Source organism: Synechococcus sp. MU1643 (assembly GCF_020514095.1).
Lineage (GTDB): Bacteria > Cyanobacteriota > Cyanobacteriia > PCC-6307 > Cyanobiaceae > Parasynechococcus.
Genome location: NZ_VTKY01000003.1, coordinates 223777 through 245530 on the forward strand (window position 1 = coordinate 223777; position 21754 = coordinate 245530).

Annotated in this window: 23 protein-coding genes, 1 tRNA gene and 1 pseudogene; 22 read left to right on the forward strand and 3 right to left on the reverse strand. The window is 56.6% G+C overall.

Annotated elements, in window-relative coordinates; all coding sequences use genetic code 11:
- The first annotated feature begins 19 nt into the window (after positions 1 to 19).
- The 14 genes from sppA (at position 20) to FZX09_RS07440 (ending at position 11407) form a co-directional block, all read left to right on the forward strand.
- A complete protein-coding gene (gene sppA, locus FZX09_RS07375) occupies positions 20 to 832 on the forward strand; it encodes a signal peptide peptidase SppA (RefSeq protein ID WP_226401683.1) in 813 nt (270 codons plus the stop codon).
- Positions 829 to 1233: a chorismate mutase gene (aroH, locus tag FZX09_RS07380; protein ID WP_226401615.1), complete on the forward strand. Its 405-nt coding sequence runs from the start codon at positions 829 to 831 to the stop codon at positions 1231 to 1233. The genes sppA and aroH overlap by 4 nt, the downstream gene beginning before the upstream one ends.
- 54 nt (positions 1234 to 1287) lie before the next feature.
- The gene (locus tag FZX09_RS07385) at positions 1288 to 1863 is read left to right on the forward strand and encodes a DUF2808 domain-containing protein (protein WP_226401617.1); all 576 of its coding nucleotides are present in this window, start codon (positions 1288 to 1290) and stop codon (positions 1861 to 1863) included.
- A 46-nt stretch (positions 1864 to 1909) separates the two neighbouring features.
- Complete coding sequence (rpmH, locus tag FZX09_RS07390; RefSeq protein ID WP_226401619.1) at positions 1910 to 2047, forward strand: 50S ribosomal protein L34; 138 nt, start codon at positions 1910 to 1912, stop codon at positions 2045 to 2047.
- A gap of 63 nt (positions 2048 to 2110) precedes the next feature.
- Positions 2111 to 2497, forward strand: a complete 387-nt coding sequence (locus tag FZX09_RS07395; protein WP_226401621.1) for a ribonuclease P protein component — start codon at positions 2111 to 2113, stop codon at positions 2495 to 2497.
- Positions 2494 to 2901 (forward strand): PH domain-containing protein, encoded by a 408-nt coding sequence (locus tag FZX09_RS07400; protein WP_226401623.1) that lies wholly within the window; start codon positions 2494 to 2496, stop codon positions 2899 to 2901. The genes FZX09_RS07395 and FZX09_RS07400 overlap by 4 nt, the downstream gene beginning before the upstream one ends.
- A 56-nt stretch (positions 2902 to 2957) precedes the next feature.
- Positions 2958 to 4088, forward strand: coding sequence for a membrane protein insertase YidC (yidC, locus tag FZX09_RS07405; protein ID WP_226401624.1), 1131 nt, complete (start codon positions 2958 to 2960; stop codon positions 4086 to 4088).
- A complete protein-coding gene (locus FZX09_RS07410; protein ID WP_226401625.1) occupies positions 4085 to 4621 on the forward strand; it encodes a DUF177 domain-containing protein in 537 nt (178 codons plus the stop codon). Before yidC ends, FZX09_RS07410 begins: the two co-directional genes overlap by 4 nt.
- On the forward strand, positions 4618 to 6108 hold the full coding sequence (locus FZX09_RS07415; RefSeq protein ID WP_226401626.1) for an AAA family ATPase: 1491 nt from the start codon (positions 4618 to 4620) through the stop codon (positions 6106 to 6108). Before FZX09_RS07410 ends, FZX09_RS07415 begins: the two co-directional genes overlap by 4 nt.
- Positions 6109 to 6186: 78 nt before the next feature.
- The gene (locus FZX09_RS07420; RefSeq protein ID WP_226401627.1) at positions 6187 to 6348 is read left to right on the forward strand and encodes a hypothetical protein; all 162 of its coding nucleotides are present in this window, start codon (positions 6187 to 6189) and stop codon (positions 6346 to 6348) included.
- Between the two features lie 42 nt (positions 6349 to 6390).
- The gene (gene serS / locus FZX09_RS07425; protein ID WP_226401628.1) at positions 6391 to 7668 is read left to right on the forward strand and encodes a serine--tRNA ligase; all 1278 of its coding nucleotides are present in this window, start codon (positions 6391 to 6393) and stop codon (positions 7666 to 7668) included.
- A 24-nt stretch (positions 7669 to 7692) separates the two neighbouring features.
- On the forward strand, positions 7693 to 8775 hold the full coding sequence (gene rseP, locus FZX09_RS07430; RefSeq protein WP_226401629.1) for an RIP metalloprotease RseP: 1083 nt from the start codon (positions 7693 to 7695) through the stop codon (positions 8773 to 8775).
- Positions 8776 to 8832: 57 nt separating this feature from the next.
- Positions 8833 to 9135, forward strand: coding sequence for a 30S ribosomal protein S14 (gene rpsN / locus FZX09_RS07435; protein ID WP_226401685.1), 303 nt, complete (start codon positions 8833 to 8835; stop codon positions 9133 to 9135).
- Between the two features lie 106 nt (positions 9136 to 9241).
- Positions 9242 to 11407 carry a polyribonucleotide nucleotidyltransferase gene (locus FZX09_RS07440; RefSeq protein ID WP_226401630.1) on the forward strand — a complete coding sequence of 722 codons (2166 nt, stop codon included), beginning with the start codon at positions 9242 to 9244 and terminating at the stop codon, positions 11405 to 11407.
- 7 nt (positions 11408 to 11414) lie between these two features.
- Here the strand turns inward: FZX09_RS07440 and FZX09_RS07445 are convergent, their stop codons facing one another.
- On the reverse strand, positions 11415 to 12332 hold the full coding sequence (locus FZX09_RS07445) for a 3'(2'),5'-bisphosphate nucleotidase CysQ (protein WP_226401687.1): 918 nt from the start codon (positions 12330 to 12332) through the stop codon (positions 11415 to 11417).
- Positions 12333 to 12358: 26 nt separating this feature from the next.
- On the opposite strand from FZX09_RS07445, the gene rsmI reads away from it, so the two are divergent.
- Entirely contained in the window at positions 12359 to 13216 is an 858-nt protein-coding gene (gene rsmI, locus FZX09_RS07450; RefSeq protein WP_226401688.1) for a 16S rRNA (cytidine(1402)-2'-O)-methyltransferase, read from the forward strand.
- A 19-nt stretch (positions 13217 to 13235) separates the two neighbouring features.
- The gene (locus FZX09_RS07455; RefSeq protein ID WP_226401631.1) at positions 13236 to 13472 is read left to right on the forward strand and encodes a hypothetical protein; all 237 of its coding nucleotides are present in this window, start codon (positions 13236 to 13238) and stop codon (positions 13470 to 13472) included.
- Between the two features lie 19 nt (positions 13473 to 13491).
- Here the strand turns inward: FZX09_RS07455 and FZX09_RS07460 are convergent, their stop codons facing one another.
- Entirely contained in the window at positions 13492 to 14202 is a 711-nt protein-coding gene (locus tag FZX09_RS07460; RefSeq protein WP_226401632.1) for a helix-turn-helix domain-containing protein, read from the reverse strand.
- Positions 14203 to 14291: 89 nt separating this feature from the next.
- Between FZX09_RS07460 and FZX09_RS07465 the strand changes: the two genes are divergently transcribed.
- The 4 genes from FZX09_RS07465 to FZX09_RS07480 all read left to right on the forward strand — a co-directional run bounded on the left by FZX09_RS07465 (position 14292) and on the right by FZX09_RS07480 (position 18337).
- Positions 14292 to 14365 (forward strand) — tRNA-Arg (locus FZX09_RS07465).
- Between the two features lie 261 nt (positions 14366 to 14626).
- Entirely contained in the window at positions 14627 to 16015 is a 1389-nt protein-coding gene (locus FZX09_RS07470) for a M48 family metalloprotease (protein ID WP_226401633.1), read from the forward strand.
- Between the two features lie 628 nt (positions 16016 to 16643).
- On the forward strand, positions 16644 to 17525 hold the full coding sequence (locus FZX09_RS07475; protein WP_226401634.1) for a hypothetical protein: 882 nt from the start codon (positions 16644 to 16646) through the stop codon (positions 17523 to 17525).
- 566 nt (positions 17526 to 18091) lie between these two features.
- The gene (locus FZX09_RS07480) at positions 18092 to 18337 is read left to right on the forward strand and encodes a hypothetical protein (RefSeq protein WP_370624209.1); all 246 of its coding nucleotides are present in this window, start codon (positions 18092 to 18094) and stop codon (positions 18335 to 18337) included.
- A gap of 145 nt (positions 18338 to 18482) precedes the next feature.
- On the opposite strand, the pseudogene FZX09_RS07485 reads toward FZX09_RS07480, so the two are convergent.
- Positions 18483 to 19085, reverse strand: a pseudogene (locus FZX09_RS07485) (chromate transporter); the annotation flags it as partial.
- A 74-nt stretch (positions 19086 to 19159) separates the two neighbouring features.
- Here FZX09_RS07485 and FZX09_RS07490 point away from each other — a divergent pair.
- Both FZX09_RS07490 and FZX09_RS07495 read left to right on the forward strand, forming a co-directional pair.
- Positions 19160 to 19831 carry a hypothetical protein gene (locus FZX09_RS07490; RefSeq protein ID WP_226401636.1) on the forward strand — a complete coding sequence of 224 codons (672 nt, stop codon included), beginning with the start codon at positions 19160 to 19162 and terminating at the stop codon, positions 19829 to 19831.
- 386 nt (positions 19832 to 20217) lie between these two features.
- Positions 20218 to 21754, forward strand: a 1537-nt coding sequence (locus FZX09_RS07495; RefSeq protein ID WP_226401638.1) for an Ig-like domain-containing protein, incomplete at its 3' end; no start/stop codon positions are given.

Here is a 21754-nt window from a genome sequence, read left to right on the forward strand (position 1 = left end):
AGCGATGCAGATGCGCAACATGATCTGGCCCTGGCGGCGAAAATCACGACGAAGGATGGCGCGAATCGTTGTTGATGGCCCCATCACCGGCGCCACTCGGAAGCGGGTGCTTAAAGCGTTACGGGAGGTGAAGCAAAGGGAATTTCCAGCACTACTGCTGCGAATTGACAGCCCCGGCGGCACGGTTGGAGATAGCCAGGAAATTCATGCAGCCCTGATGCGACTTCGAGAACAGGGTTGTCGCGTGGTGGCCAGCTTCGGCAACATCTCAGCGTCCGGAGGCGTCTACATCGGCGTTGCTGCTGAAAAAATCGTCGCCAATCCCGGCACGATCACCGGTTCCATCGGGGTAATCCTGCGGGGCAACGATCTCTCGCGGGTGTTCGAAAAGATCGGGATTCGCTTCGACACGGTGAAGAGTGGTCCGTTCAAGGACATCCTTTCCCCTGATCGTCCGCTGAGCGATGCCGAACGGGCACTGCTTCAGGAGCTGATTGACAGCAGCTACGGCCAGTTCGTTGGGGTTGTGGCTCAGGGGCGAAACCTTGATCTGGAGACAGTGAAGCGCTTCGCAGATGGACGGGTGTTCAGCGGAGAACAGGCGCAGGCCCTGGGCTTGGTGGATGAACTCGGCGACGAAGAGCATGCCCATCGCCTTGCTGCGCAGCTGGCCGATCTCGACGCGGACGACATTCGTCCCGTCACCTTGGGCAAGCAACGTCGCAAGCTCAGTGGCTTGCTGCCGGGATCCCAGCTCTTGCATCAACTGCAGCAGCGCCTCTCGATTGAATTGATGGGGAGCGGTCAGGTGCTTTGGCTGTACCGCCCATGACCAGCTCACCCCTTGTTCTGAGAGGCCTGCGCGGGGCCACCACCTGCACGGAGAACAGCACAGAGGCCATCCAAGCGGCGGTCAGCGATTTGATCGATGCCCTTGTCGATCGCAATGATCTGACGCCCAACCAGCTGGTGTCGGTGACCTTCTCGGTCACCGCCGATCTCGACGCCTGTTTCCCGGCAGCCATTGCACGCCGGCGGCCCGGCTGGGACACGGTGGCCCTGCTGGACTGCCAGCAAATGGCGGTTCAAGGAGACCTCCCCCGCTGCATCCGTGTTCTGGCCCACGCCTGGATCCCGCAGGAGCAGCAACCGGTGCATCCTTATCAAGGCGCCGCGCATCGGCTCAGGCCAGACCGATCTGGTCCAACTGACAGATCAGTCTCCGACCCCTGAGATCACCGCCCCGTGGTTGGACTCAGGAGAATCCCACCATCAAGATGCTTCCCAATGGCCCGTTTCACCACCAGACGCTTGCTTGCTGGAGTCGGCACCGCTGCAGCTCTACTGATTGGCTCAGCCTTCACCGAGGCTCCCGAGCAGATCGCCCACGCCCAAGGCACACCGGGGCTTATGGAATTCCGCTGGGACAACGATCGTGACTACCGGAAGCTGTACTACTACCAGACCTCCAGCATCGAAAACGACCGCTCGGAGTGGTATCTCACCCTGCGCGAAAAGGACCGAAAGACAGCGATCCTCAAACTCACCGTCACCGTTCCGGACTACTTCGACTCCAAGCTCAAACCCCACCGCATGCACCTGTGCCGCACCAGCGTCGGCAGCATGATGAGCCGGAGCAAGTGCCTCGAAGAAATCCCTGCAGTCATCGAGGTCAACAAAGACCAAACAGAAATCGTGGTCTTCCCCGACACTCCACTGCCTTCAGACGGGGACTATTCGCTCCGCATCAAGTTGTTCAATCCTCAGGGGAAGCGCATGTATCAGTTCAACGCCCTAGTGCAGGCCCCCGGTGATGTGCCGATGTCCGGCTACCGCGGAAGCTGGCTTATCGATGTGGACTGACTGATAAAATCCCAGATTCAGATCGGCCGGTAGCCAGGAGACGTCCATGACCAAGCGCACGCTCGGGGGAACAAACCGCAAGAGGAAGCGGGTCTCGGGTTTCCGTGTACGGATGCGCTCCCACACCGGTCGCCGCGTGATTCGCACACGACGCAAGCGCGGTCGCGTCCGCCTCGCCGCTTGATGGTTTGGGATGAATCCATATAGGATTCACCCCAAACTCAGCCTCTCCAAACACGATTGGTTGATGGTCCTTCCCGCCTCCATGCGATTGCGCGGGCATCGATGCTTCAACCGTTTGCACCGATCCTCCAAGCGCCAGCACGGAACCTTGATGGTTCTACGCGTCGCTTCAGGTGACTCCAATCTGCTCCGCCGCGAGTTGCAGGGCATCGAAGAGAAGACCTGCCGCTGCGCTCTGGTGATCAGCAACAAGGTGAGCAAACGCGCCGTCAAGCGAAACCGCCTACGGCGGCTTCTGCATGACCATCTGCGTCGGCATTTTGAACGGCGAAACGACCTGGCAGGCCAGTGGTTGTTGCTCAGTCTCCGCCCGGAAGCCGCGGAAGCCGAACCCACACAGTTGCTCGAAGAATGCGACAGTCTTCTGAGAAGAGCCGGACTGGATCCATGACCAGCATTCAGGAAGATGTCCACTACGACGGTGGACCAGCCCGAGGAGATCTGATCTTCAACATCCTGCTCGGATTCACGCTTATCGGCCTTCCCTTCACCATTGGAGCCGTTGTTCGGGCCTTTTGGCTGCGCTTCCGCATCACCAGTCGCCGCATCTCGGTGACGGGGGGCTGGATGGGCAAAGACAAAACCCAAGTGGTGTATTCGCAGATCAGCGAAGTGCGCACCGTGCCCCGCGGCTTCGGTGCCTGGGGAGACATGGTGCTAGTGCTCAAGGATGGCGCCAGACTCGAACTCCGTTCGATGCCTCGATTCCGGGAAGTGGAGGCCTACATCCTCGAACGCATCAGCAGCCGTGCGGCCAAAGCGCAAGAGAAAACCACTGAAGGTTTCGCCGCCTAGGTGCAGCTGTTCATGCACACTGGCCTCACAACGTCCCGCCCCCCCGTTTCTTCAACGTGATCGGATACATCTCCGACAACCTGCTGATTCCAATCCTGGACTTCTTCTATGGGTTGGTTCCGAGCTATGGCCTGGCCATCGTCGCCCTCACCCTCGTGATCCGGATCGCTCTCTACCCCCTGAGCGCAGGATCAATTCGCAGCGCTCGGCGCATGCGCATTGCCCAACCGGTGATTCAGAAACGCCAGGCTGAGATCAAAAGCCGATATGCCAACAATCCTCAAAAACAGCAGGAGGAGCTGGGCAATGTGATGAAGGAATTCGGCAGCCCCTTGGCGGGATGCCTGCCGCTGCTGGTGCAGATGCCGATCCTTTTTGCACTGTTTGCAACCCTGCGGGGGTCACCGTTCGCCGACGTCCCCTACACCTTGAACATGAAGGTGTTGCCAGCTGACCAGATCGCTGCCGTTGAACCCAAGCCGTTCAACAGCGCCAGCCACTCCATCTTCATCGCTGAAACCGACCACGTACCAGTAATTGCCAGCCTGCCGCGGGGCACCAAGATTGGCGTCGGCGATAGCGCCACAGTGAACCTTCATACGAAGGACGGCCGCGCCTTCAGCGACGTGCTCACGGATGTTGAGAACCCTGGACGCTTTGCCCCAACCTGGGCGGTGACCAAGGGCGATGACATCGTCAGCGTCAGTGAGGACGGCACGATCACGGCCCTCGCCGCCGGTGATGCCACTGTTGAAGCCAAGATTCAGGGCCTGGCAGCCAGAAGCGGCTTCCTGTTCATCAAAGCCCTGGGTCAGGTGGGCTTCTACGCCGACGGTGCCATCAACTGGGACATCGCCATTCTCGTTGCCGGCTTCGGCGTCACGCTGTTCATCTCACAACTGCTGTCGGGCATGGGCATGCCCGCTAACCCTCAACAGTCCACGGCCAACAAAATCACTCCGGTGATGATCACGGGGATGTTTTTGTTCTTCCCCCTCCCCGCCGGCGTTCTGCTCTACATGCTGATCGCCAACATTTTCCAAGGTCTGCAGACCTTCATCCTCTCCAAAGAGGCACTGCCCGACAACCTCCAGAAAATTCTGGACCAGCAAATGGCCCAAAAAACGGTGACGGTTTCCGCCACCTCAGGTGGTTCAAGGCTGCCATTTGAACCGAAGGGCAAGTGATCGAGGCACTGGAGCCTGTTCCCCTCCAGGAGCTCCGGGCCCTCGGCGCCGCGAAAGTCTGGGACGTTGAGGGTGAGCTCGATGAGCTCCCCTCGCTTACACCAGTGCGAGGCCATGTCTCCGCAGAGCACCGCGGCAACGTCTTGGCGGTTCAGGGAAAGCTCAACACGATCGTGACGCTCTGCTGCGATCGCTGCCTGAATCAGTTCAATCAGAAGCTCAGTTGCACACCCTCGGAACTGATCTGGCTGGGAGACGAGCAACCGACGGCCGACGAGCTGGAGCTCTCCGGAGAGGTCGCCGAGATGGAAGGTTTGGTGGATGTTCTCGATCCACGTGGTCAATTTGACCCGCAGCAATGGGCCTTCGAACAGCTCAACCTGCTGTTGCCCGTCGTCAACCACTGCGGTGACCACTGCCCAGGCCCACCAGGCCTCGAGCAGCAGTCCGTGGCCCCAACCACCAAGCCAAAGGAGGTGGATCCCCGCTGGCAGGCCCTGCAACAGCTCCAGCAGCAGATTGACCAGCCATGAGCAGTGCCGCCTGGGGACACCAGATCGACCTTCTGGTGCGTGCGCGCACACCCCTGATCTGGGTGCGCAGCAATGAGGAAGTCCGGGTGGAAAGCCTGCTCGGAGAGGCCGCTCAACGGCTTGCACGCCAACTGGTCTGCTGGAATTTCATCGATGGCATCAGCGGGCCCGTGAACGCCGATGGCCAGGGGAGCCGTCAACCGATGGCCATGCTCCAGTGGCTCCAGCAACGGGATGCGGGCAGCCCAACCCTGCTGCTCGCCAAGGATTTTCATCGTTTCTGCGATGACCCCGGGGTGGCAAGGATGCTGCGCAATCTCGAGGCATCCCTGCGCAGCACCCCGCACACGCTGGTGCTGTGCTGCGGGCAATGGACACCCCCAGGGGATCTGGAAGAGAGCCTCACGCTGCTGGATCTCCCCCTACCCGACAACAACGACCTGCGCCGCCTGATCAGCAGCATCAGCACCAGCAGCGGCAGCGAGCTTCCTGCTTCCGTCCTGGATGAGCTGGCTCAGGCCTGCAGCGGACTCAGCGAGATGCGGGTTCGCCAGGTTGCGGCCCGTGCCCTGGCCCGCCGCGGCCAGTTGGGATCAGAGGATCTGCAGGACGTTCTGGACGAAAAACGCCAGACGATTGCCCGCAGTGAGGTGCTGGAGTTCTGTCGCAGTGATGCTGGCACCGAAGCCATCGGAGGCCTCGACGGTCTCAAGACCTGGCTGAACCAACGACACCGGGCCTTCTCGGAAGATGCACGACGTTTCGGACTGCCACTGCCCCGTGGCGTCCTGCTCGTGGGTCCTCAAGGCACAGGGAAATCACTCACGGCCAAAGCCATCGCCTGCAGTTGGTCGATGCCCCTGTTGCGTCTGGATGTGGGGCGTCTGTTCGCAGGCTTGGTGGGAGCCAGCGAGGCACGCACCCGCGAGATGATCCAACGGGCTGAAGCGATGGCGCCCTGCGTGCTCTGGATCGACGAGATCGACAAGGGCTTCGGGGGGGATGGCCGCAGTGACGGCGGCACCACCCAGCGGGTTCTGGCCAACGTGCTCACCTGGATGGCCGAGAAACAGTCCCCAGTGTTCGTCGTCGCCACCGCCAACGGTGTCGAGAAGCTGCCACCGGAGCTGCTGCGCAAGGGGCGTTTCGATGAGATCTTCATGCTCGATCTGCCCAGCAGCTCTGAGCGCAACAGCATTCTTGAGCTGCATCTGGAACGGCGACGCCCGGGGCTGAAGCTTCCCTTGGACACCGTGGTGAGCCGCAGTGAGGGCTTCTCCGGTGCCGAGCTGGAGCAGACCGTGATCGAGGCGATGCACTTGGCCTTTGCCGACAACCGTGAGTTGACGGAGCCGGATCTGATTGGAGCGGCATCCCAGCTCATCCCCCTCTCGCGCACCGCCAGCGAACAGCTCGAGCGGCTGAAGCAGTGGGCTGCAGGCGGCCGCGCCCGCCCCGCATCTGTTGCTGCAAGTAACGAAGCCTGACTGGGCGTAACGAACGTCACCCTTGAGCAAGGCAGCAGCCAGCGCGCTCCCTACGGTCCGAAAAATTGCAGGACCAACGTGGAGAGCCGCAACGACATCGCTACTCAGCTCTGCGTGGCCTGCCTTGGTGCCGGCGTGATCACGACAGTGGCCGTCGCGCAGGGGCAAAGCCCTCTCACCGCCCTTGGCATCACCCTGTTCTCGGGCATTGCGGCGGTCATGGTAGGCCAGGTGCTCTGAAACGGACTGCCATAGGCTGCCGGCGCTAACGCTCTTGGAACCGTGCTCGATCAGCGCCTTGTGCGTGACAACCCCGAAACGATCGCCCAGCAACTGGGGCGGCGAGGCAAGGCTGTTGATCTCACCAAATTGCAGCTGATCGCCCAGCAACAGCGGGATCTGGAGCAACAACGAAGCAACCTGCAGGCAGAAGGCAACCGGATCGGCAAGGAAGTCGGCCAACGCATCAAGTCGGGCGCTGATCCCAAAGGCGACGAGGTCGCCGAACTCCGCCAACAGGGCAATGCCACCAAGCAGAAGGTGGCGGTGCTGGAGGAGGAGGAAAAGAAGCTCTCGAGTGAGCTCAAGCAGCAACTGCTGGGGTTCCCCAACCTCCCTTCAGCGGCCTGCCCTGATGGGCGCAGTGAAGACGACAACATTGAAGTGCGCCGCTGGGGAACCCCCCGGGTTGACGACAACCTTGACGAGCACTGGCAAATCGCGGAACGGCTACAGCTGTTCGATACCGAACGCTCCGTCCGCATCGCGCAGAGCCGTTTCGTCACGCTGATGGGGCAGGGGGCACGGCTGGAGCGTGGCCTGATCAATTTCATGCTCGACCTCCACACGAGCAAGGGCTACCGAGAGGTACTGCCCCCGGTGCTGGTGAACAGCGCCAGCCTCACCGGATCAGGACAACTGCCCAAGTTCGCCGAGGAAAGCTTCCGTTGCGCGGAGGACGACCTCTGGCTGACACCAACCGCTGAGGTGCCGGTGACCTCCCTGCACCGGGATGAAATCATCCCGGCAGATCAACTGCCCCTGCGCTACGCCGCTTACAGCCCCTGCTTCCGCCGTGAGGCAGGTAGCTACGGCCGCGACACCCGTGGCCTGATTCGCCTGCACCAGTTCAACAAGGTGGAGCTGTACTGGTTTGTGCACCCCGATCACTCCGAGGAGGCGCACCAACAGATCACGGCCGATGCAGAAGCTGTTCTTCAGGCGCTGGAGCTGCCCTATCGGGTCTTGGACCTTTGCACCGCCGACCTCGGCTTCTCTGCCCGCCGGACCTTCGACCTCGAGGTCTGGCTGCCGGGGGCGGGGGCCTACCGGGAAATCTCCAGTTGCAGCGTCTGTGGCGATTTTCAGGCGCGACGGTCCTCCATCCGCACCAAAGAAGGCAAGGCCACGAAATTGGTTCACACCCTGAATGGCAGTGGCCTAGCCGTAGGCAGAACCATGGCGGCCCTGTTGGAGAACGGACAACAGCCCGACGGCAGCGTCCTGCTGCCCAAAGCTCTGGTGCCCTACGTCGGCCGCGAGCGACTCCAGCCAGAATGATCCGACTGGATTCCTGACGGATATATGAACGTGTTGGCAGCCCTTCTGGTCCTAGCCCTGCTGATCGTGGTGCATGAGGCCGGCCATTTCCTCGCTGCAACGCTCCAGGGCATCCGCGTCAGCGGCTTTTCCATTGGTTTTGGCCCGGCCCTGATCAAGAGACAACGTCGTGGGGTGACCTACGCCCTGCGGCTGCTGCCCCTTGGTGGTTTCGTCGCCTTCCCCGACGACGACGACGAGAGCACGATCTCTGCTGATGATCCGGATCTGCTGCGCAACCGGCCCATCCCCCAGCAAGCCTTGGTGGTTGCTGCAGGGGTGTTGGCCAACCTGGCCTTAGCACTGGTGGTGCTCTTCGCTCAGGCAGCATTTGTCGGCGTCCCCGCCGCGCCGGATCCGGGGGTCCTGGTGGTTCAGGTGCAACCGGGTGGTGCTGCCGCCCGCTCCGGGCTCCGTGCCGGTGACCAGATCCTCAGCATGAATGCCCAACCCCTTCCCGCAGGACAAAGGGGCGTTGAGGCAATGGTGCGGGATGTGAAAGCAGCACCCGAGCAATCCATCCGTTTGGAGCGAAGGCGGGGAGACGAGACGTCCACCGTTGAACTGATCCCCGACGATCAACAGGGCACAGGGAAAATCGGCGCCCAACTCCAGGCCAACATCAGTGGGGAGATGCGATCCGTGCGGAACCCCGGTGAACTGGTGCTTACCACCGGCTCGCAATTCAGCCAAATGCTGCAACAGACCGTACGGGGCTACGCCGGCCTCCTGACCAACTTCCGAGCCACGGCGGGGCAGGTGAGTGGCCCAGTGAAGATCGTTGAGATGGGCGCTCAGCTCAGCCAGCAGGGGGGATCAGGATTGGTGCTCTTCTCAGCCCTGATCTCAATCAATCTGGCGGTGCTCAATTCGCTGCCGCTACCGCTGCTCGATGGCTGGCAAATGATGATGCTCGCGATTCAGTCCGTTCGTGGTCGTCCGGTGTCAGAGCGAATCCAAATGGCCTTCGTGCAATCCGGTTTTCTTCTCCTGGTGGGGCTCACCCTTGTGCTGATCGTGCGTGACACCAGTCAGCTGCCGGTGGTCCAGCAATTGATGGGTCGCTGATGGGGCGATGGCGCCCGTGTATCGTTGAAGATTCGTTCACTCGCTGCCCTCAGCTGCATGGCCAAGAAGTCGATGATCGCTCGCGATGTGAAGCGCAAAAAAACGGTTGAGCGCTATGCGGCCAAGCGAGCAGTACTGATGGCAGCCTTCAACGCAGCCGAAGATCCTATGGATCGCCTGGAGATCCATCGCAAGATTCAGGCTCTGCCTCGCAACAGCGCACGTATCCGCGTGCGCAACCGTTGCTGGGCCACCGGCAAGCCCCGCGGCGTTTATCGCGATTTCGGTCTCTGCCGTAACCAGCTGCGTGAGCGCGCCCACAAGGGAGAACTGCCCGGCGTGGTCAAGTCCAGCTGGTGATCAACGTTTCGCCATGGCGTCGTGAGGGGAGGCTTGGCCTCCCCTTTCTTGTGAAGAGCAGCCATGAAATGTCAGACTTGGGATTGACAAAAGGACATAAGACGTCGTGCAAGGACAAACCCAGTCGATCTCCTTTGACGGACGCGAGATTCGACTGACCACCGGGCGCTTCGCCCCACAGGCGGGAGGATCCGTCTTGGTGGAGTGTGGCGACACCTCCGTGCTTGTGACCGCAACCCGTTCGGGCGGTCGAGAAGGCATTGATTTCCTGCCGCTGATCTGCGACTACGAGGAGCGGCTCTATGCAGCTGGACGCATTCCCGGCAGCTACATGCGTCGTGAGAGCCGCCCACCCGAACGCGCCACGCTCACGGCACGACTGATCGACCGCCCCATGCGGCCGCTGTTCCCAAGCTGGCTGCGCGACGACCTACAGGTGGTAGCCACCTGCCTGTCCCTCGATGAGCGGGTCCCCGCCGATGTTCTTGCGGTGACGGGCGCATCGGTAGCCACGCTGCTTGCGGGCATCCCCTTCAACGGCCCGATGGCAGCCGTGCGGGTGGGTCTGCTGGGGGATGACTTCGTCCTCAACCCGAGTTACCGGGAGATCGAACGGGGTGATCTGGACCTGGTGGTCGCCGGTACTCCTGACGGCGTGGTGATGGTCGAGGCTGGCGCCAACCAGCTGCCCGAGCAGGACGTGATCGAGGCGATCGATTTCGGCTACGAAGCGATCTGCGAACTGATCAAGGCTCAGGAACAGCTGCTCAAGGATCTGGGCATCACCCAAGTGAAGCCGGAGAAGCCGGAAGAAGACAGCACAGTTCCTGCCTATCTCGAGAAGCAGTGCACGAAAGCGATCAGCGCTGTCCTCAGTAAGTTTGATCAGAGCAAGGACGAGCGGGACACAGCTCTGGAAACAGTGAAGGGCGAAGTGTCCGAGACCATCGCAGGTCTCAAGGATGACCATGCCGTTCGCCAAGCCCTGGCCAGCAGCCCGAAGTTGCTCGGCAACAGCTTCAAGGCGCTGACCAAGAAACTGATGCGTCAGCAGATCCTCAAGGATGGCAAGCGTGTGGATGGACGTGGCCTCGACGAGGTGCGCCAGATCAGCGCCATGGCCGGCGTCCTGCCGCGCCGGGTGCATGGTTCCGGTCTGTTTCAGCGTGGACTCACCCAGGTGCTCTCCACCGCAACGCTGGGCACCCCCAGCGATGCCCAGGAGATGGACGACCTTCATCCCAACACCGAAAAGCTGTACCTGCACCACTACAACTTCCCGCCCTACTCCGTCGGTGAAACCCGGCCGATGCGCTCCCCCGGTCGACGTGAAATCGGGCATGGCGCCCTGGCCGAGCGCGCCATTCTTCCCGTGCTTCCCGAAAAGGACACCTTCCCTTACGTGGTGCGGGTGGTGAGCGAAGTACTCAGCTCCAATGGCTCCACCTCCATGGGTTCCGTCTGCGGCAGCACCCTGTCGCTGATGGATGCCGGTGTGCCGCTGAAGGCCCCGGTGAGTGGCGCTGCCATGGGTCTGATCAAGGAAGGTGATGAGGTGCGGATCCTCACCGACATCCAGGGCATCGAGGACTTCCTCGGCGACATGGACTTCAAGGTGGCCGGCAGCGAAAAGGGCATCACCGCCCTGCAGATGGACATGAAGATCACCGGCCTCTCGGTGAAGACGGTGGCGGAAGCCGTAAACCAAGCGCGTCCTGCGCGGCTCCACATCCTCGAGAAGATGCTCGAGGCGATCGACACCCCTCGGGACAACCTGTCTCCCCATGCCCCACGTCTGCTCAGCTTCCGGATTGATCCGGAGCTGATCGGCACCGTGATCGGCCCCGGTGGACGCACGATTAAGGGCATCACCGAGCGCACTAACACCAAGATCGACATCGAGGACGGCGGCATCGTGACCATCGCCTCCCATGATGGTGCTGCGGCTGAAGAAGCCCAGAAGATCATCGAAGGCCTGACCCGCAAGGTCAATGAAGGCGAGGTGTTCTCCGGTTCGATCACGCGGATCATCCCGATCGGCGCCTTCGTGGAGATCCTTCCTGGCAAGGAAGGCATGATCCACATCTCGCAGCTCTCGGAAGCTCGCGTCGAGAAGGTCGAAGACGTGGTGAAGGTGGGCGACGAGGTGACCGTGCGGGTGCGCGAAATCGACAACCGCGGCCGCATCAACCTCACCCTGCGGGGCGTGCCCCAGGCCGGAGAAGCCTCCGAAGTGGAGCCTCAGCCCACCCCGGTTGCACCTCTGAGCTGATCAGGCCTCAGACCTGAAAGCCGGGATCGATCTCGGCCATGGCCCGCGTCGCACGCTCTCCGAGCTCGGCGTGGGCTTTTCCATGGCTGGCGATCAGACAGCCGGCCTGACGCACATCGCCGGTGTTGTAAGTGAGATCGGCCTGATCGGCATGGGTGAAGCGACCGCCGGCCGCCAGCAGCACAGCCTCCGGAGCAGCCATGTCCCAATCCTTAGGAGCACTCTTACCGGAGAGGGAAACGTAGAGGTCGGTTTCGCCTCTAAGAATCGTGGCCACCTTGAAGCCAACGCTGCCCACTGCTTTGGAACCGCCGAGATTGAGGGCCTCAATCAGCTTGACCAAACGGTCGTCACGGTGGCTGCGGCTGGCCACCAAGATCAGATCTGAAACCACGGTTCTTTCGCTGAAGCGAACCGGCGACCGCTCACCCTGACGGTCTTCACACCAGGCACCCTCACCAACGATGCCGATCCAAAGCTCATCGGCTTCCGGAAGGAGCACAACACCGATCACCGGTCGCTTGTCGCGCACAAGGGCCAGATGAACGGCGTATTCGCCTGTACCCTGCAGGAAATCCTTGGTGCCATCAAGGGGATCGAGAATCCAGAGCCACTCCGCCGGCAGCGGTTGGCCCTCTGTGAGCTGCTCCTTCGCGGTCTCCTCACTGAGCAACGTCCAGTCGGCCTTGGGGAACGCGGCGGAAAGCCCGTCCAGCAACCACGTGTTGACGGCCAGGTCAGCCGCAGAAACGGGGCCCTCTCCGCCTTCATCGACACTCAAGGCCTTGGGAAAACCATGCGGGGGCTGCTCGCCGCGGGCATAGGCCCGCAAGATATCGGCGGCTCCCCAACTCAGGCGACGCAGTTCCGTCAGCAGAGCCTTCTGGTTCACGCCAGCGGAGAGAACTGCAGAGCTGGGCATCATGATCAACAGAGGTGCTCGCCATTGTGATGCAGCGGGATGAACCAAGCGGCGGCAGCCTTTATCTGGTGGGCACTCCCATTGGTCACCTGGGAGACCTGTCGCCACGAGCCCGCGATTTGCTCCGCAGCGTGGATGTCATCGCCTGCGAAGACACCCGCCACAGCGGACAGCTGCTCAGCACTCTCGGAGCAGCCGGCCGCAAGCTGTCCTTTCATCAGCACAACACCCGCACACGCTTACCCCAACTGCTGGATCTGCTGGGGGAGGGGCTAAGCCTGGCGGTGATCAGTGATGCCGGGCTGCCGGGCATCAGCGACCCAGGTGAAGAGCTGGTGGCCGCCGCGCACCAAGCCGGGCATCCCGTGATCTGCATCCCTGGCCCCTGCGCCGCCACCACAGCTCTGGTGAGCAGCGGCTTACCCAGTAGACGCTTCTGCTTCGAAGGATTCCTACCGACCAAAGGCAAGGAACGGCGAGCACGCCTGGACGCCATCAGCCAAGAACCCCGCACCTCCGTTCTGTACGAAGCGCCGCACCGGTTGATCACATTGCTCGAGGAACTTCACCACCACTGCGGAGGAGACCGTCCCCTGCAGGTGGCACGGGAACTCACCAAACGCCACGAAGAACAGGTGGGACCGACGGTGGACAGTGCCTTGCTGCACTTTCAACAGCACCCCCCCCAAGGGGAATGCACCGTTGTGCTGGGGGGAGCACCGCTGGAGAAAGCGGAAGAACCCAACGACGATGACCTGCTCAGGCAGCTGCAGGTTTTGAAGGATGAAGGTGCAAGCACCAGCGACGCTGCACGGCAATTGGCCCAAACCACAGGGCTGTCCAGACGACGGCTTTATGCCCTCTTGCACCAAGCCACGTCAAACTGAGCCCGTCGATGGTTGTACCGTGTTAATTCGCCTTCGTCTTCTCCTGATCAGCTTTGGCGGTGGCATGCTTTTGATGCTGCTGCTCTGCCTCGGAGCGCAGAACCTTCAGGATCGCCACACGCTCCAGCTCGGTGGGCAGCGGTCGGTGCCTCTCCCCACGGGTTTTCTCGTGGGAATTGCTCTGGTGATGGGCGTGATCAGTGGCGGAACCGCTACGGCCGTGTTGCTTCCCGATCAACGCGATCGCTTCGAGTAAGAACGATCAGCTCCGGTGATCAGGAATCCAACGCAATCAAGGTTCCATCCAACACCAAGCGCGTGATACCCCGGGCCAGCAGGAAACTGCTGGTGCGCTGAAAAACAGCCAGGTCGGGAACCTTGATCACCCGTTGACTGCGCCCGCACTGGCGCTTGGCCGCGCGAGGGCTGACGAACAGGTACAACCCCTGTCGTTCCTGCTCGGCATCGTCGAGGAGGCCCAACTCAGGAAACTCCTTGAGGGGGCGGGCATCCAGCTCGACCACCTTGTCAACCAGCATATAAGCGCTGTCGGGAAGAAGGTCGACACTGAACGGTTGGGCTTGATTCAGAGGGCGATTACTGAGGTCTCCTACGCCTAGAAGGGGAACAAGCTCCGTGAACGTTTCAACGCCGGCGTTGTCATCGTCGTCAGCCAGCTCCTCATCAGGGTCCTCGCCGAAGTCATCCGCGTCATCGAGGGCCAAGCTGCTGTCGTCGTCCTTTGGGGAGTCAGCCTCAGGTTCCTCAGCCGGAGTGACGGCTACCGGGGGAGAGGCGAGAGACCCTTTTTGCCGGCTGGCCTTCAGTGCGGCGTAGGCATCAGCGGGCAGCAGTGCTTTCACCGTGCGGCTTACGGTGTTGGTACTGCAGCCAAAGGCCTCAGCCAAAGCAGCTGTAAACTCGCCGGCCTTGTAACGACCGACCAGATCCTGCTTCTCGCTGTCGCTTAGACGACGCGGGGCCATGGATGCCGATCAATAGCCCATCACCTTAAGCGGCTTAAGGCTTTCAAATCCAGCGTGCCCTGAAGCAGCCTGCCAAAATGTGGTCGCTTGCTCCCTTAGCTCAGCTGGATAGAGCAACTGCCTTCTAAGCAGTCGGTCGATGGTTCGAATCCATCAGGGGGCGTCACCTGTAACTGCAATGGTTCTCAGCGATTCACTGAGAGCCTTTTTCCTTGCATACAAGGATTTGTACGCAGATATGTGCGCAGATTTGTCCAAACCGAGCTGAACAGGGGCAGGTTTGTGTTCTCCGACCACTAGCTGCCGAGGGAGCCTTAATCGAACGCGCTCGATCGTTGAGCGGAAACCGCTCAGCACCCTGGCAAAGACAGGCGCGAAGTGAAATGAGATAATGAGATAACTAGATAAGCTTATTAAGCAAGCAATGAAAAAAGCAATCCTTTTGTCTCTTTTATTCGCTGTTCTGCCAACCAATATTTGCGCACAAACAGTCAAAGAGAAAAGAGCTGAATCTTATCGAGAAGCCAAAGAAGTAATGCCACCCGATCTGTACCTGGTGTTTCGAGTAGCCGATCGAATAATAACGACGAATGACATCAAAAGGCCTATCAGAGTGGCCGTTAGAAACAATGTTGATTGCGAAGGAATTCTTGGCATAGCATCGAACAGCCAAAAATGCCAAAGCATCGGTCTGCTTCCAAAAATAGACAAGGCATCAAACTTTGACATTTGGGCTGCACAGGTTGTTGGGACGATGAAAGGCCAAGCCAACGCAGCTGCTTATTCTGACTTCGGAACAATATTTTTGAATACAGCCATGCTTAAAGAATTAACAGGGAAGGTTGACCAGGTCGCCTGTGTAGTAGCTCACGAGTTAGCCCATGTCACTCAAAACCACAGCGCGAAAGAGAGAGAAAAAGCAAAGGAACTAGATAAAAAAACCGCTTTAAAAGTTTCTGAATCAGTCAGATCAGCGAAAAATTCTCAAAACTCATATATAGCCGCGATGGCTATTATGGGCGGAATTAACGCAGGACTTGGGAATAGTACATATTCAACAGATTCAGCCCTAAACAACCTGAGAGTTAGCGCAATGCTAACTCGACCCAGAATCGCAAAAGCAGCATTAGACCTACAACCTGCAATCGGCCAAGCATTTAATGAGATGCAGGGGCTTGCAGAGAACTTTGCCAACAAGGCAATTGAAAGAATTCAATACAATTTGCGTGATTACTCGCTTGAGTTGGCAGGCTTTAACAGGGCTCAAGAATACGAGGCTGATCTACTCGGGACTAAATATGTAGCCACTGCAGGATTCAACCCAAAAGGCTGCATCAAATTGTGGACTGAAACAATGAACCACAGCGAGGATAAACTTATAGAGAAACTTCTTCCTGAGGGAATAGAGGACCCAGGCAAAGGAAGCTCTTCAGAGAGCGGCCTAAGCCTTGAGGAAATACGGAAGGCCGCCATGAACGCGACTATGTCAAATAGCAGGCTCGATGAGGACAAGGAGAAAGACAAAGAACCCGATTACAAAAAGGTTCCTGACGATGTGCTTGAGGCTCTCAAAAGCCACCCCGACAACCTAAGCCGTGCAGCAGCCATAAAAAAATATTTAACAACATTAAATTCAAGGTCGTTAGCAGCCAGGGGCAAATCAAAACTGAATACAGTTTTTGTGAGAAACTGGAGCTATGACGAAGACTCTGAATCAACTGTCATATCCGACAGCTTTACATCACCAGGCAAAGCCGGCTCCAAGGAAAACGGAATTACAGGCATCGATGTAGACGCTTCTTTGGGTTTTTAGAGATAGCAATTGGCAGACAAACCTCAAAGCGAACCTATACATATAAAACAATTTTACTCTTGCTCAGCAAAAGCCTGCAAGTCTGTTCCCTGCAAAATACAACGTTAAAGTTATACTGGGTCATATCTAATTACATGAGCATGGGTCATCGACAGGCGCAATCTTTATCTAGCCTGTGGTTGTCAAAACAGTGAACAGATAGGGACGAATAGATGGAGTTAATGACTATTAGCGAGGCTGCAAGACGCCTTGGATACAAGTCCAGATCTCAACTCTACAGATTGATTAACAACGGTAACTTGAGCGAGCATGTCCATGTGCGGCAGAACACTGGACAACGTTTGGTTAACGTTAAAGGCTGCGGCACAAGCTGCAATGACCTAATAATGGTGGTCCGACAGCGTGTTCCTTAGGCGTTAATGTTCGAGCTGCTGGTGAAATCGTAGTCAAGGAACGCACTAGCTAGGCAGCACACCTAAGACTGCCCAGAACTGCCACATGCAAATGGTGAGGCCTATCAGAACAGCCATGAGACAATCAACAAACGATCCTCATCAACTAATCCAGAGCAGTACTTATGTCGGACTTTCCTGAAAGGCTTAGAAAGACCTCTACTGGTCTTAAGAGCATGGCCAAGTCAGCTCTGGGCAAGGTTCAGCCGTTATCCGATAAAGCAACAGCAATTACATCCATTGGCATTGGGGTTATTGGAGCGTCGTTAAGTCGCCTGAATGACATTCCCTTTGATGCTAGCCAAGTAACTCGGATCAAAAGTGCCATGGCAAACCATGGCATCACTGCTGCCGATGCCGTCAAAGCTTTACCAGACGAGATCACCAAGTTTGGCACCGAGGTAGTTGATCAATTCCTCAAAAGTGGTGACAGTCAAGGCAAACACTGGTCTCATATTGAAAGTCAAAATTCCAATCCAGAACTTGCTTCAAATCCAAGCAACGCGATATGGGAGGACGGTACAACTAATATTTCCAGGAACTCAAGAGATATGACCGTCACTGAAAGAGTGACGGCTAGCCTTGACAACCACTTTGATGCATTCCTGACAACCGTTCGAACTCAAGAGTTCTGGCAGCGGACACTAGGAAATGCATTTGAAGCTTCTGCATACGCTGCCGCGATAACGGCTTTGGATATGTTTCTAATTCAACGTGATGAACTGATTAATGGAACCAACGAAAGAAAGCAGGAGATTTTGATAGACATTCTTAAGCAAAGTGGACTTATGGCAGCAGGTGCGCTTCCTGTATCTGTTTTTCTTGCAGTGCTACTTCTTATGTTGCCTGGTTTATCAGTGGCGATGGCTCCTCTCGGACTTTTAGGAGGAGTTGGACTATCACTTCGGTTGGTAACTTCATTGGTGAACAACCCATCAAAGCAAGAGAAAGATCTATTGGCCTCGATCCAAGGCTATATGAAAGGTTTAATTTATGATCTAAAACGTGATGAAGATGGATCGCTGACTATTGATGTTGTCGCCTTGCCTACGGCTTAGAAGGAAGCGCTGAAAACTGCTGGCGTCGGACCGCTCTTAAGTGAAGACGTGGCTTGAGCTATCCCCTTCGCTGAGCATTTGTAACTGCAGAAAACAAAGGGAAAGGCCAGAAATTAAATCAAGAGACCGTCTGCTCCTGGGGGGAAACCCTTTGGCTAGACGTTTATCCCACCTTCATCTTCTCAGCACGGAGCGTCCATAAACTCAGGATTAAGTTCCACAGGGTATAAAGCTCAGGATAGAGACACGTTGGAATCCATTGGTACGACTGTGGCGGGCAACTGCCTTCTAAGCAGTCGGTCGATGGTTCGAATCCATCAGGGGGCGTAAGTGTCAGCCAAGGTTCTCAGGGGCTCCTGGGGATTCTTTGCGCTGATTGATACTCAACGTGCGCAAAGGTCTTAGCGTTAAGAAGCTCCAAAGCTGGTTGGCCCAGCGGATTTCAAGGGTTGATCGGCCATGCCAAAAGCCACAGCAGCAGAAACAGCAGAGCGGATCGAGCAACTCCAGGGAATGATCATTGAGGGGATAACAACAACCGAATGTCTGGCATATGCCGGACAAACTTGGGGGTTCGGTGCTCTCAGGGTTATGCGCTGCTCAAGCGGGCCTGGCAGCAGATCAAGGACGACATCGATGAGAGCGGCATCGACCGGCAAGAGCTTTTGAGCTGGTCAATTCAGACGTTGATGGCCGCAGCTGGGCAGGCGATGCAGCAGAAGAACCCTGGCGCCGTGGTCAGCACCATCCGCCAGCTCGATCACATGACCGGCACCGGATACAACTCTCACCGCGGCCAACTACGGCGTTAAGTCGAATGATGGCCCTGGGTGCTGACCAGAAGGGCTTCAGCGGTCATCGACGCAACGGGCACTACTACCGCGCTAATCAGCAGGATTCACACCATTCCCAGCCACCACGCTCCCCATCAACGCAATGATTCTGCAGAGGTATGGATCAGGCCAGGGTCAAACCACCCACTCCGGCGCAGAACAGCACCACACGCCACGCCGGTTGCCGCCAATTCACTAACAGCACAAACGCCACTAACGCCACCAACGCCAGGCTGAACTCAGCGCCACCCTGGATGCCTGTATGCCAGACGGGCTGAAACAACGCCGCCAGCAGGATGCCCACCACAGATGCGTTAATGCCCAGCAGGGCTCGACGCATCGGAGCCAAACGGCCCAGGTCGCTCCAGAAGGGCAAGAGCCCACCAACCAACAAGAACGAGGGGAAAAAGAGGGCAATGAGCGCAAACGCAGAACCGGCGATGCCCTGAAGCCCTGGCTGCAGATCAAAGCCAAGAAAAGCCGCGAAACTGAACATCGGCCCTGGCACCGCCTGAGCTGCGCCATACCCCGCGAGGAACTGCTGCAGGTCGATCCAACCGTTGGGCACCAAGGCTTGCTCCAGCAGGGGGAGCACCACATGACCACCGCCGAACACCAAGGCACCGGTGCGCAGGAATCCACTGAGCTGCTGCACCAGCAGCGGTCTGGCCTCAGCAGACAGCCAGGGCATAGCCACGAACAGCAGCACAGCGAAACAAAGCAAAACTCCTTAAATTTCAGACATAATCAACCTTATTGAGGGAAAGTCTTCCTAGAAAGAAGGATTACCGATTTTTTACTATGGGCGTGCTAAAAAATCTATTTGCAATATTTCAAGACCAGCGCGAAGTCCTTGACCTCTCAAGTTTTGGCGATGAACTTGCGCTTAAAGCATCATGGGATCCACTAGTAAGCGGTGGTACGAATTTCTGTACACACGAATTACAAAAAAGCAATTCACTTCCTTCAAAAGGTTTACTTTGCTTCAAAACAACATTTGCTTCAATCCTTTTCTCAGGCATTTTTATTATAGTCGGACTAGTGGCTTTTATTAATTCGATATCCTTGGGTGAGCCACAAGCTATTTTAATCTCGTTAGGATTTATAGGTGGTGGTTTTTGGCTGTGGCGGATGATGAAAAGAAAGGAGTCAGTTTTTGACTATTCATCGCAAAGCCTAACAATGGGCGGGAAGACTTACAACTTAAATCAGATATGCGCAATTCAGTTAATACGTGAATATGTGCGAGGAAACAAAAGTAGTTACTACAGCTATGAGCTTAATCTTGTCTGCAGTAATGGAGAGCGAATTAATATTGTTGACCATGGTTCGCTGCGTGTAATACGTAATGATGCTGATCAATTGGCCGATTATTTGTCAGTTCCAGTTTGGGATGCTATTGACTTTCGAATCCCAGAACAAGTAGCTGATTGGGACGCGAAGTCTGAGGTGCTGAGAGAAAATATTGGCTAATCCGTGGAGCGGAGGTAGTTTTTGTGCAGAGCGAGACGCTGATGCCGAGAGAACGCTACAACTCAGAACATTGGGAAGCACCCGTGAAGGCTGCTCTCAAAACCCAGTACCTGTTCGGATATTCAGTTCGACAGATGCGAGGAAAGTTTCAAGCGGAGCGCTTGTGGAAAGACACTGGCAAACGACAAGTCGTAACGCTTCCCATTGAGTGTCGACATGACTGCGATCGAGAAGTCCTCAACGCCCTAAAGGGCATCAACGCTACGCTCACTAGGGACTTTCTCTCAAAGGGACAACTTGACTGACAATTGAACCACGAGCATGCGTCAGTCAGATGACCAAAAATCTAAGCATTTCAGCAAAACCTTAGTAAGCGGGGAATCAACATGCGTCCTGATCACCTCGAAGACAGAATAGAGATATCAGTACTTCATTCAAGAGGGTGCACCTGTAAATCTTGCAACGGCAATACTGCAATCACAGGAGGCCAAAGCACCAACAATTTTGCAGCATCACTTGGAACAATTGATGAATTAGCCAATTATCTTGAAAGCGGCTACTGGAATGCGCAAAGTCGTAGCAGCCGCAAATTCAACCTCGCATCCAAATCTAATCTAACTTACAATACTACAAGCAACACAAAAGATTCAGATGGTGTCTCGCCTGAGCGCTCAAACTTAATTGAAGAAGCATTCAAATTACTGGAAGCAACTCTAGGAATTAATTTTCAAAAAACAAACGCCGCTGGTGCGGACTTTCGTTTTGGAGATAACGATAGCGGAGCATACGCGGTCACACGACACTCATGGGAAGGCGAAACAACGTATTCAGAAATAAATATCGCAGCAAGCTGGCACTCCGGGGGCACCTCTCTTGGAGACTATGTTTTTCAGACAACCCTTCATGAGATAGGCCATGCATTAGGCCTCGGACATCTTGGCAATTACAACGGTTCAGCTAACTATTCATCTGATGCTGATTTCATAAATGACTCGTGGCATACATCAATGATGTCGTATTTTGATCAGACAGAGAATACTTCTATAGACGTAAGCTTTGCATATCTAAGCACTCCGATGGTTGCAGACTGGATTGCATTAGACGACCTATACAGCCAATATGGCTTTGGAATAAATAATGCTTTCACAGAAGACACAACTTATGGATTTGATACAAATATCGGAGAAACGACAAGTCTCGTATTCAACAAACTAAAAGATTTAATTCCTACTACAGCATACACGATTGTAGATGGAGGCGGAAATGACACTCTGAACCTAAGCGGCTTTACTACAGCTCAATTAATTGATCTGCGCCCATCAGACAAGCTCGCTACAAATATTTATGCATCCAATATTGGTGGAAAGATTGGCAACCTAAGTTTCGCGCCAGGAACCCTCATAGAATCAGTCATTGGCGGTTCTGGGGCAGATACATTTCGTGGCAATAATATAAATAATAGCTTTGATGGGCGCGATGGAGACGACATAGTCCTATTCAACGGAGAAATAAGTGATTATAGCTTTTATATAGATGGAGAAAGAATTGTTGCCACTGACCTTAGAGATGGCAGCCCTGACGGACAGGATACTCTCACAAATATAGAGAACATTGATTTTAATGGAACTACTTTTGGGTGGAACGACCTTCTCATACGTCTAGATACAACCGCACCAAGTATCACCATCACTCATGACGATGCTGATAACTCCCTACGCGCAGGAGAAACCGCAGCACTCACCTTCACTCTCTCAGAAGCATCCACCGATTTCGTCGAATCCGATGTCACCCTCTCCGGTGGATCCCTCTCCAACTGGACCGCTGTCTCCAGCACTGTTTACACAGCTACGTTCACACCAACAGCAGATAGCACCACAAATGGTGTGATCTCAGTCGCGAGTTCGAAATTTTCCGATGCCGCAG